Source organism: Streptomyces sp. NPDC056361 (assembly GCF_042262805.1).
Lineage (GTDB): Bacteria > Actinomycetota > Actinomycetes > Streptomycetales > Streptomycetaceae > Streptomyces.
This window is the reverse complement of record NZ_JBHJQI010000197.1, coordinates 1-11,530: the sequence shown is the minus strand read 5'-3', so window position 1 is coordinate 11,530 and position 11,530 is coordinate 1. Positions and strand designations below refer to the sequence as shown.

The following is an 11,530-nucleotide window of genomic DNA, read 5'->3' as shown; positions in this document are numbered from 1 at the left end:
GGCCGCCGCCGGCGCGGGACCCGCGACGACGGCGACCGCGCAGACGACGGCCGCGGCGCGGAGCTTGCGGTGGGAGTGGGACGTCATGCGAGCCTCCTCGCTGATTCCCCCGGGCCGTCCCACCAGCGTCGCCCCGCGCGCGCGTGCCCGCTACTCGTACGTCGCCGGCACGGGCGCGCGGTCGTGCGTCGCGGGCACGGGCGAGCGGTCGTGCGTCGCGGGCACGGGCCGGTGCGTCAGGAGGCGCCCTTCATGAGCTCGGCCATGTCCACGGTCTGGTCGGCCGGCGGGACCGTGACGGTGACCGGCTTGTCGAAGTCGCTCAGGTCGACGGTGCCGGGCTCGTCGCCACCGGTCGTCACGACGCGGAGGACGTACGGCTTGGCCGCGTCCTTGGCGACGTAGAAGGTCGTGGTCTCGGCCTTGTCCTTCTTGCTGAGCACGGCGGCGGGCTTGCCGTCGACGTCGGCGTCGGCCTCGCGGGTCATGCCCTTGCGCGGCGTCTCCTCGTCCATGTCCTTGACGATCTGCTTCAGGTCGCAGAACGCGCCGGCGCCGCCCTCGCCCGCGCCGCTCTCGTTCGGCATCTTCAGCCAGCGGCCCTTGAGCATCGCGGACATGGAGTCGGACTCCTCCGCGGAGGCGCCCTCCTCACCGCCGGAGGACTTCCAGAAGGCGTCGTCGCCCTTCATGTAGCTGGTGCCGCCGGTGCCGACGATCTCGGCGCTGCCGCCCTTGGCGGCCTTCATGGTGCCCTGGCAGTTGGCCTTGTCGTCGACGGAGAACTCGACGGTCATCTCCTCGCCGTCGGTCTTGCCGGTGCCGTGCATGCGGAAGGCGGTGGCCTTCTTCGTCGTCTCGACCGCCTTGTCGGCGATCGCGTCGGCGGTGAGTCCGGCGAAGGGGTCGGCGGCCTTCTCCTCGCCCTTGGAACAGCCCGTGACACCCGCGACCACGGCCACGCAGACCGTCGCCACTGCCCAGAGCTTCCTGTCGGCCCTCATGCGCGTACTCCTCACAGCCGTCCTGGACGGCACTTTCACAGCTTGTCTTGACGACGTCTTTACACGGACGTCGCGAAGACTTTGACGTGTGAGGCCGAACAAAGGATGCACGGAGAGGAACGTGACGCTCCGCACAAAGCGTCGGGCGGGTGTCAGTCGACGACCTGGCGGCCCTCCGGCCGGGCGCTGCACGAGGCCTGGAAGGCGCAGGTCGTGCAGTGCTGGCCGGTGCTCGGGGTGAACCGCTCGTCGAGGACCCGGCCGGCCGCGGTGGCGAGCAGCTCGCCGACCCACTCGCCGGCCAGGGGCTCCTGCGCCTGCACCTTCGGCAGGGCGTCGCCGCCCTCCTTCTGCGGGGCGCTCTGCCGCAGCTGGACGAGTTCGGCGCCGCCCGGCTCGGGACGGCGGCCGTCGAAGACCTCGTCGAGGGCGCCCTCGCGGACCGCGAGCTGGTAGACGGCGAGCTGCGGGTGGTGGGCGACCTCGTCGCGCGTGGGGGCCGACTTGCCGGTCTTGAAGTCGACGACGTACGCGCGCCCCTGGTCGTCGGTCTCGACCCGGTCCATGGAGCCGCGGATGCGGACCTCGTACGCGCCCGCCTCCAGGGTCACGTCGAAGCCGTGCTCGGAGGCGGCGGGGGTGCGGCCGCCGCGGTCCATGACGTGCCAGCGCAGGAAGCGTTCGAGGGCCACGCGCGCGTGGCCCTTCTCCTGCGCCGACTTCCACGGCGCGTCGAAGGCGAGTGCGTCCCAGACGGAGTCGAGGCGGGCCATGAGGACGTCGAGGTCGGCGGGCGTACGGCCGGAGGCGACCTCGTCGGCGAGGACGTGGACGACGTTGCCGAAGCCCTGGGCGGCGGTGGCGGGCGCCGCCGCCTTCACCTCCCGGCCCAGGAACCACTGGAGGGAACAGGTGCCGACCAGGTTCTCCAGCGCGCTCGGCGAGAGCGCCACGGGCCGGTCGCGCTCGCGCAGCGGCTCCGGGCCGCGCGTCGGCTCGAACAGGCCCCACCAGCGGTCCGGGTGCGCGGCCGGCACCAGCGGCTGGCCCTCCTCGTCGGTGAGCGCGGCGAGGGCGGCGAGCCGGTGGGCCGCCGCTTCCCGCAGGGCGGGCGAGGCGTCCGGGTCGACGGTGGTGGCGCGCAGCTCGGCGACCAGGGCGGAGACGGCGAGGGGGCGGCGGGGGCGGCCGGGGACGTCCTTGGGTTCGGCGCCGAGCTCGGTGAGGAAGCGGGACGGCTGGTCCCCGTCCTCGGCCGCGGCCTTGACCGCCGTCACGACCAGCCGGTCACGCGCGCGCGTGGCGGCCACGTAGAACAGCCGTCGCTCCTCGGCGAGGAGGGCGCCCGGCGTGAGGGGCTCGGCCAGGCCGTCGCGGCCGATGCGGTCCGCCTCCAGGAGCGAGCCGCGCCTGCGCAGGTCGGGCCAGAGCCGCTCCTGCATGCCGGCGACGACGACGAAGCTCCATTCGAGTCCCTTGGAACGGTGGGCGGTCATGAGGCGGACGGCGTCCGGGCGGGTGTGCCGGCGGGTCAGCGTGTCGGCGGCGATGTCCTGGGCGTCGAGCTCCTCCAGGAAGTTGAGGACGCCCCGGCCGCCGACCCGCTCCTCGGCGCGGGCGGCCGTCTCGAAGAGCGCGCAGACGGCGTCGAGGTCCCGGTCGGCGTTGCGTCCCGCGGGGCCGCCGCGGAGGGCGGCGCGCTCCAGGCGGCCGGGCCACGGGGTGCCGTTCCACAGCACCCACAGGGCCTCCTCCGCGGTGCCGCCGGCGCCGAGCAGCGCGCGGGTCTCCCGGAGGAGGTCGCCGAGCCGCTTGGCGCCGCGGGCGTACGCGGGGTCGTGGGCGGCGAGTCGCTCGGGCTCGGCGAGGGCGAGGGCGAGGAGGACGTCGGAGGGGGGCGGGATTTTGTTGCCTGCGGCGCGCTGTTCGTCGCGGAGGGCGCGGCCGAGGCGGCGGAGGTCGGCGGGGTCGATGCCGGCGAGGGGGGAGGCGAGGAGTTCCAGGGCGGTGTCGACGGGCAGCCAGGTGGGGGTGGGGGTGGTGCGGGTGCCGGCCGGCGGGGCGTCGGCGGGGTCCTGGCGGGCGGCGGCGTCGGGGGCGGGCTCGGGCTCGGCGGGTGCGAGGGCCTCGTCGGCGTCGGGCTCGGTGGGTGCGGGGTGCGCCGGCGGTGCGGCGCTGTGGGTGGTGGTGCCCACCCGTTCCGCCCCTGGCGGACGATTGCCCACCACAGGGTCGGCCTCAGGCGCGGGCTCGGCCGCCGCCGGGCCGGACCCGGACGCGGGCTCGGCCACAAGGTCGGCCTCAGGTGCGGCCTCAGTCGTTGCCGGGCCCGTCAACGGGTCGGAGGAGACCGCGCGGAGGGCGAGGAGGAGGGGGGCGACGGCGGGTTCGTGGCGGAGGGGGGTGTCGGCGGCGTCGGTTTCGACGGGGACGCCGGCGGAGGTGAGGGCGCGGCGGAGGGAGGGGAGGGGGGCGGCGGCGCGGGTGAGGACGGCCATGTCCTGCCAGGGGACGCCGTCCTCGAGGTGGGCGCGGCGGAGGAGGTCGGCGATGTTCTCGGCCTCCGCGGAGGCGGTGGGGTAGGTGTACGCCTCGGCGCGGCCGCCGTCCCTGACGGGGGTGAGGTCGCGGTGGGCGCGGACCTTGTCGGCGGGGAGCCGGTGCATGGGCATGCGCAGGGCGAGCTGCCGGGTCGCCGCGAGGAGCGTCGCGCCGGAGCGGCGGGAGGTGCCGAGGACGCGGACGGGGGCGCCGCCGAAGGTGGCGGGGAAGTCGAGGATGCCGTTCACGTCGGCGCCGCGGAAGGCGTAGATGGATTGGTCCGGGTCGCCGAAGGCGACGACGTCGCCCCGGCCGCCGCCGGCGAGCGCGTGCAGGAGCCGGACCTGGGCGGGGTCGGTGTCCTGGTACTCGTCGACGTAGATCGCGTCGTACGCGGGCAGGGTCACGTCGCCGGCGAGGAGGACGGCCCGGTGGACGAGCTCGGTGTAGTCGAGGACGCCCTGGAGGTCGAGGACGTCGAGGTACTCGGCGAGGAAGCCGGCGGCCGCCTTCCAGTCGGGGCGGCCGACCCGGTCCGCGAAGCGGGCGAGGGCGTCCGGGCCGAGGCCGAGTTCGCGGGAGCGGGCGAGGACGGCCCGCACCTCGTCGGCGAAGCCGCGGGTGGTGAGGCAGGCGCGGAGTTCGTCGGGCCAGCGGATGCTCCCGAGCCCGGCCTTCTCCATGTCGATGTGGCCGGCGAGCAGTTCGCGGACGGCGAGGTCCTGCTCGGGTCCGGAGAGGAGTCGGAGCGGTTCGGCGAAGAGCTCGGCGTCCTGGTGGGCGCGGATCAGGGCGTAGCAGTACGAGTGGAAGGTCGTCGCCTGCGGCGGGCGGCGGCCGCCGAGCCGGGCGGCCATGCGGTCGCGGAGTTCGACGGCGGCCTTGCGGCTGAAGGTGAGGACGAGGAGGCGTTCGGGGTCGGCGCCGGCTTCCATGCGGGCGGCGACGGCTTCGACCAGCGTCGTCGTCTTGCCGGTGCCGGGTCCGGCGAGGACGAGAAGAGGTCTGCCGCGGTGGTCAACCACCTGCCGCTGGGTTGCGTCCAGCTGAGGGGGATCCAGCGGGGCCGGCGTGGTGCGCACCAGTCGGTACGCGCCCGGGGTCCGCTGCCGTCCCGGACCCGGGTACGGCTGTCCCTGGTGCGGCGGCGTACGCCGGGTGGTGGAGGAGGTGCTCACGTGGATCGCCGGTCCTGGTGGGTGTGGTGGTGCGGGTGAGGCGGCCGTGTGCCGTGGCCGCCGCCTCGGGGTGCGCCTCGGGCGCCGGCCGGGAGGCCGCCGCGGGAGTCGTCCCGGAAGCCGGCCGGGAGGCCGCCGCCCGAGTCGTCCCGGGAGCCGGTCGTGCGGCCGGTCCGCGGGTCGCGCACGTCGACGTTACGCGAAGCGGGCCGCCGACGAGCCGTACTCCGGGCCGCGTCCACCCCGGCGGGGCCGCCTCACCGGCGCCTTCCGGGCCCGCGCCCTCAGGTGTGAGTTCCGGCACCCCCGCCGGTACCCCCGCCGTCGCCGGATGCCGGGTCCGCGGTGCCGTCCCAGCGTGCCCGCCGCATGTCGATGCGGGGTACGTGCCCCTCGGACGCGGGGCCGGCCGCGCGCAGCGGGGTGCCCTCGTCGCGGTAGTGGCCGAGGGCCCGCAGCTCGTGCCCGGGGAGGAGGGTGCCGTCCGCCCGGACCACGCGCCACCACGGTGCCGAGCCGCCGTAGAGGGCCATCACCCGGCCCACCTGCCGCGGCCCGCCCTCGCCCAGCCACTCGGCCACGTCGCCGTACGTCATGACCCGGCCCGGCGGGATCCCGTCGGCGACGTCGAGCACCCGCTCCGCGTACTCGGGCAGTTCTCCGGTCTCCCCCACGGGTTCCTCCATGCTCATCCGCCCCATCCTGCCTCACCCCACCGACATGGCCCTGATGCCTCCGCGCGGCGGCTCTTCGTGCCACCATCGTCCGGGCGGTGACTGGTGATACGAGATCAAGAGCGACAAGTACGAGAACAAGAACGTGATCGACGCGACGCGTACGAAGAGACGGACAGGGTGATGGGGCACGACACGCAGCCTCCTGAGGAGGAGGGCGAGGCCGACGTGCCCGAGCGGGTCTCCGGGGACGAGCCGCTGCTCGCCGCCCGGGTCCACCGGCCCTCCGATCTGATGCGGTTGCTCGTCGGCCTGCTCGCCATCGGGCTCGTCATCGCCATCGCGGCGTTCGCCCACGCCACGACCTCGGGCCTGGAAGAGGACATCAACAAGGGGGCCGTCGGCGCCCCCGACGTCTTCGTCAAGATCGCCGGCCTCGTCTCGTCGATCGCCGTCCTGCTCGTCCCCGTCGCCTTCGCCATCGAGCGGCTGATCAAGCGGGACGGGCTGCGCATCGCGGACGGCGTCCTCGCCGCCGTCCTCGCGCACGGCGTCACCCTCGCCACCGACCTGTGGGTCGCCCAGGCCGCGCCCGGCACCATCCAGGACGCGCTGACCCAGCCGCAGTCCGGCGGCGGGCTCACCGACCCGGTGCACAACTACCTCGCCCCCGTCATCGCGTACATGACCGCCGTCGGCATGGCCCGCAGGCCCCGCTGGCGGGTGTCGCTGTGGGTGGTGCTGCTGCTCGACGCGTTCACGATGCTGGTGGCCGGCTACACCACCGCCCTGTCGATCATCCTGACCGTCCTGATCGGCTGGACGGTGGCGTACGGCACGCTCTACGCGGTCGGCTCCCCCAACGTCCGGCCCACCGGGCAGACCCTCCTCGCCGGCCTGCGCCGGGTGGGCTTCCGCCCGGTGACGGCGCTGCGCGCCGAGGGCGTGCCGGACTCGGCGGACAGCGGGGACCGCGGCCGCCGGTACATCGTGACCCTGGAGGACGGGCCTCCGCTGGACGTCACCGTCGTCGACCGGGAGCAGCAGGCGCACGGCTTCTTCTACCGCGCGTGGCGGCGGATCACCCTGCGGACGATCACCACCCGCCGGTCGATCGTCTCGCTGCGCCAGGCGCTGGAGCAGGAGGCGCTGCTCGCGTACGCGGCCATCGCCGCCGGGGCGAACGCGCCGAAGCTGATCGCCACCTCGGAGCTCGGCCCGGACGCGGTGATGCTCGTGTACGAGCACATCGGCGGCCGGAGCCTGGACTCGCTCGACGACGACGAGATCACCGACGAGCTGGTCACCAGCGCGTGGCGGCAGGTCCGGGCGCTCCAGTCGCGGCGGATCGCGCACCGCAGACTGGCCGGGGACGCGATCCTGGTGGATCGTTCCGGCAAGGTGATCCTCACCGATCTGCGGGGCGGCGAGATCGCGGCCGGCGACCTGATCCTGCGGATGGACATCGCCCAGCTGCTCACCACGCTCGGTCTGCGGGTCGGGGCGGAGCGGGCGGTCGCCGCGGCCGTCGGGGTCCTCGGACCGGACACCGTCGCGGACTGCCTGCCGCTGCTCCAGCCGATCGCGCTGAGCCGCTCCACGCGCGCGACGCTGCGGAGGCTGGCGCGCGAGCGGTCGGCGCGGGAGCGGGAGGCGGTGCTCGCGGCCTCCGAGGCGGCGAAGCACGAGCGTGAGCTCGCGAAGGCCGCGGCCTCGGCGGACCCGAAGGACGTACCGGCGGAGAAGAAGGCCGGGATCAAGGCCGGGGCGAAGGCCGAGAAGAGAGCGGACAAGAAGGCCGAGAAGCGGGCCCTCGACACGGCGCTCGACGAGGCCCGCGAGGAGGACCTGCTCGCCCAGATCCGGCAGCAGGTGCTGCTGATCCGCCCGCAGGCCCCGGTGGAGCCGGTCCGCCTGGAGCGGATCAAGCCGCGGACCCTGGTCAGTCTGATCGCGGGCGCGGTCGCCGCGTACTTCCTGCTGTCGCAGATCGCCCGGACCCCGCTGTCGACGATCAGCCAGGCGGACTGGCGCTGGGTGGCGGCCGCGGTGCTGTTCTCGGCGCTGAGCTACGTGGCGGCGGCGATGAGCCTGCTGGGCTTCGTGCCGGAGCGGGTCGGGTTCTGGCGGACGGTGGTGGCGCAGGTCGCCGGCTCGTTCGTCAAGATCGTCGCCCCGGCGGCGGTCGGCGGTGTAGCCCTGAACACCCGCTTCCTCCAGCGCTCGGGCGTACGGCCGGGGCTCGCGGTGGCGAGCGTCGGCGCCTCGCAGCTGTTCGGGCTCGGGGCGCACATCCTGCTGCTGCTCTCCTTCGGCTATCTGACGGGGACGGAGAAGTCGCAGTCCTTCACCCCGTCGAGGACGGTCATCGCCGGCCTGCTGACGGTCGCGGTGCTGGTGCTGGTCGTGACGGCGATCCCGTTCATGCGCAAGTTCGTGTCGACGCGGCTGCGCTCGCTGTTCGCCGGCGTGGTGCCGCGCATGCTGGACGTGCTCCAGCGGCCGATGAAGCTGGCGACCGGCATCGGCGGGATGCTGCTCCTCACCGGTCTGTTCGTGCTCTGCCTGGACGCGTCGATCCGGGCCTTCAGCCACGGCGACCAGTCGGTCAGCTACGCGAGCGTGGCCGTCGTCTTCCTCGCGGGCAACGCGCTCGGCTCGGCGGCGCCGACGCCGGGCGGTGTCGGCGCGGTCGAGGGCGCGCTCACCTTCGGTCTGGTCGCGGTGGGCCTGCCGCTGGAGGTGGCGACCCCGGCGGTGCTCCTGTACCGCCTGCTCACGCTGTGGATCCCGGTCCTGCCGGGCTGGCTCTGCTTCAACTGGCTGACGAAGCGCGAGGCGCTGTAGGCGGACGCCCTCGGGGGCACCCGGTTGGCCCCTCGTCCCGCGCGGGCGGGCGGGCGGCGGCCCACGATGGGCGTATGCCGATCTCCGCCGCCCAGCGTGCCGCCCTGCTCACCGCCACCACCGTGCTGCTCGCCGCCGGGTGCTCGGACGGGGGCGACGGCACGGCGGACGCGACGAAGCCGAGCGGCACCGGGGTCTCGGCGCTGACCTCGCAGAAGCTGTCGTGGGAGCCCTGCCCGGCGCCGTCGGCGGCCGAGGGCGGCGGGCCCGCGCCCTCGCCGCTGCCGGGCGGCGCGACCTGGGAGTGCTCCTTCCTCCAGACGCCGCTCGACTGGTCGGTGCCGGACGGCGAGACGATCGAGCTCGCCCTCATCCGGGCCAGGGCCAGGAACAGCGACGACCGGATCGGCTCGCTCATCTTCAACTTCGGCGGACCCGGAGGCTCCGGGGTCACCGCGCTGCCGAGCTTCGCGTCCACGTACGAGACCCTGCGCGGCCGCTACGACCTGGTGTCCTTCGATCCGCGCGGGGTGGGCCGCAGCGATCCGGTCGAGTGCGCCACGGACAAGGAGCTGGACGCCTACTACGCCCTGGACTTCACGCCCGACGACGAGGCCGAGGAGCGGACCCTGTCGGACGCGCAGAAGAAGTACGCGACCGGCTGCGAGAAGGACGCGGGCCCGGCGCTGCCGCACGTCGGCACCGAGAACGCCGCCCGGGACATGGACCTGATGCGCCAGGTCCTCGGCGACGAGAAGCTCCACTACTTCGGCATCTCGTACGGCACCGAACTCGGCGGCGTGTACGCGCACCTGTTCCCGAAGAACGTCGGCCGGGCCGTCTTCGACGCCGTGGTCGACCCGGACGCGGGCGTCGAGGACGGTGCCCTCGGCCAGGCGAAGGGCTTCCAGCTCGCCCTGGACAACTTCGCCCAGGACTGCGTCGACCGCGGCGACGCCTGCACCCTGCCCGGCTCGACGGTCGCCGAGATCGAGGCGTTCGTCATGGACCTCCTGGCGTCGCTGGACAAGGAGCCGATCCCCGGCATCGGCGACCGGAAGCTCACCCAGACGCAGGCCACCAACGGCATCGCGCAATCGCTGTACTCGAAGGAGTACTGGCAGTACCTGGAGCAGGGGCTCGACGCGGCCGACGGCGGGGACGGCGCGCTGCTCCTGTCGCTCTCCGACGCGATGAACGGGCGCGGCCAGAACGGCTCGTACAGCAACATCCAGGCCGCCAACGCCGCCATCAACTGCGTCGACTTCAAGGAGCGCTACACGCTGGGGCAGGCCAAGGAGCGGCTCCCCCAGTTCCGCGAGGCCTCCCCCGTCTTCGGCGACTTCATGGGCTGGGCGCTCGCGAGCTGCTCGCAGTGGCCGGTGCCCGGCCTGTGGGAGCACCCGGACGTGTCCGCGCCGGGCTCGGCGCCGATCCTGGTGGTCGGCAACACCGGCGACCCGGCCACGCCGTACGAGGGCGCCCGGTCGATGGTGAACGCGCTCGGCAAGGGCGTCGGCGTGGAGCTGACGTACGAGGGCGAGGGCCACGGCGCCTACAACGGCGGCGACAAGTGCGTGAAGAAGGCGGTGGACGGCTACCTCCTGGACGGCAAGGTGCCCGCCTCCGGGACCGTCTGCAAGTAGGCCGTCCGAAGGGGACGTCCCGGCCCCCTAGGATGGCCGCCTTGCCGGGACCCTGGGGGAACACATGTCCATACGCGTACGCATGACCGTGCTGGCCGTGACGGGGGTGCTCGTCGCCGGATGCACGGGCACCGGGGGCGCGACCGGGCCGACGAAGGCCCCGCCGGCCACCGCCGGCGCCGGGTCGACGGACCCGGCGACCGCCCCCGCGCTCCCCGCCTCCCTCACCGGCCAGCGCCCCGACTGGAAATCCTGCGAGGCCCCGGAGAGCGGGCCGCTGCCCGGCTCGGAGTGGCGCTGCGCCACGGTGAAGGTGCCGCTCGACCACGCGAAGCCCGACGGGGAGACGATCCCGGTCGCGCTGATCCGCAAGGAGGCCCGGAGCAAGAGCGGCCGCATCGGCTCGCTCCTGTTCGACTTCGGCGGGCCCGGCGCGTCCGGCGTCGACATCCTGCCGCAGGCGGCCGAGGAGTACGGGAACCTGAACGAGCGCTACGACCTGGTCGGCTTCGACCCGCGGGGCGTGGGCCGCAGCGCGGGAGTGGTCTGCCGGGACGACGCCGAGCTGGCCGCGGCCGAGGCCTCCGTCGACGTCGTCCCGGACACACCCGCCGAGGAGGCCGCCTACCTGGCGGACGGCGCCGCCTTCGCCGCCGGCTGCGCCCGCCGCTCCGCGAAGGTCCTGCCGCACACCACGACCACCGCCACCGCCCGCGACATGGACCTGCTGCGGCAGGTCCTCGGCGACGAGAAGCTCCACTACTTCGGCATCTCGTACGGCACCCAGCTCGGCGGCACGTACGCGCACCTCTTCCCCGCGCGGGTCGGCCGGATCGTCCTCGACGCCGTCGTCGACCCGACCGCCGACACCGCCGGGCACGCCCGCCACCAGACGATCGGCTTCCAGCGGGCCCTGGACAACTACCTGAAGAGCACCGGCGAGGACCCGAAGGCCGGGACCGAGCGGATCGCCCGCCTGCTGCGGAAGCTGGACCGGGAGCCGCTGCCCGTCGGCGGGCGCCGGCTCACCGAGGGCCTGGCCCTCACGGGCATCGCGGTCACGCTGTACGGGAAGGCCAACTGGCCGCTGCTGACCGGGGCGCTCGCCGAGGCCGAGCGCGGCGACGGCAGCGCCCTGCTGGACCTGGCCGACTTCTACAACGACCGGGACGCGAAGGGCCACTACAGCACCCAGTCGCACTCCCAGCGGGCGATCTCCTGCGCGGACTCCAGCGAGCGGCCGACCGCCGCGCAGGCGAAGGCGCTGCTGCCGGAGTTCCGCCGGATCTCTCCCGTCTTCGGCGCGTTCCTCGCCTGGGACACGGCGGGCTGGTGCGCGCAGTGGCCGGTGAAGGGCGAGCGGCGGACTCCGCAGGCGAGTGCCCCGGGCGCGGCCCCGATCCTGGTCGTCGGCACGACGGGCGACCCGGCCACGCCGTACGAGGGCGCGGAGAAGATGGCGAAGGAGCTCGGGGCCGGAGTCGGGGTCCTGGTCACCAACAAGGGCGAGGGGCACGGGGCCTACGGCAGTTCGCCGTGCGTGACGCGGAAGGTCGACGCGTACTTCCTGGACGGGAAGGTCCCGGCGTACGGCACGACCTGCTGAACGGCCGGAAGGGCCCGGACCTCGTCACGAGGTC

At 74.3% G+C, this 11,530-nt stretch carries 6 protein-coding genes; 3 read left to right on the top strand and 3 right to left on the bottom strand.

The window, feature by feature from the left end:
* Positions 1 to 236: 236 nt before the first annotated feature.
* The 3 genes from ACFCY7_RS37135 to ACFCY7_RS37125 form a co-directional block, all read right to left on the bottom strand.
* Positions 237 to 1,004: a hypothetical protein gene (locus ACFCY7_RS37135; protein WP_376490494.1), complete on the bottom strand. Its 768-nt coding sequence runs from the start codon at positions 1,002 to 1,004 to the stop codon at positions 237 to 239.
* A 152-nt stretch (positions 1,005 to 1,156) separates the two neighbouring features.
* Positions 1,157 to 4,723 (bottom strand): UvrD-helicase domain-containing protein, encoded by a 3,567-nt coding sequence (locus tag ACFCY7_RS37130; RefSeq protein WP_376490493.1) that lies wholly within the window; start codon positions 4,721 to 4,723, stop codon positions 1,157 to 1,159.
* 284 nt (positions 4,724 to 5,007) lie between these two features.
* Entirely contained in the window at positions 5,008 to 5,424 is a 417-nt protein-coding gene (locus tag ACFCY7_RS37125; protein ID WP_376490492.1) for an MGMT family protein, read from the bottom strand.
* 156 nt (positions 5,425 to 5,580) lie between these two features.
* On the opposite strand from ACFCY7_RS37125, the gene ACFCY7_RS37120 reads away from it, so the two are divergent.
* The 3 genes from ACFCY7_RS37120 (at position 5,581) to ACFCY7_RS37110 (ending at position 11,496) form a co-directional block, all read left to right on the top strand.
* Positions 5,581 to 8,244: a flippase-like domain-containing protein gene (locus tag ACFCY7_RS37120; protein WP_376490491.1), complete on the top strand. Its 2,664-nt coding sequence runs from the start codon at positions 5,581 to 5,583 to the stop codon at positions 8,242 to 8,244.
* Positions 8,245 to 8,318: 74 nt separating this feature from the next.
* The gene (locus ACFCY7_RS37115) at positions 8,319 to 9,890 is read left to right on the top strand and encodes an alpha/beta hydrolase (RefSeq protein ID WP_376490490.1); all 1,572 of its coding nucleotides are present in this window, start codon (positions 8,319 to 8,321) and stop codon (positions 9,888 to 9,890) included.
* A 64-nt stretch (positions 9,891 to 9,954) separates the two neighbouring features.
* Positions 9,955 to 11,496 (top strand): alpha/beta hydrolase, encoded by a 1,542-nt coding sequence (locus ACFCY7_RS37110; protein ID WP_376490489.1) that lies wholly within the window; start codon positions 9,955 to 9,957, stop codon positions 11,494 to 11,496.
* Positions 11,497 to 11,530: the final 34 nt, after the last annotated feature.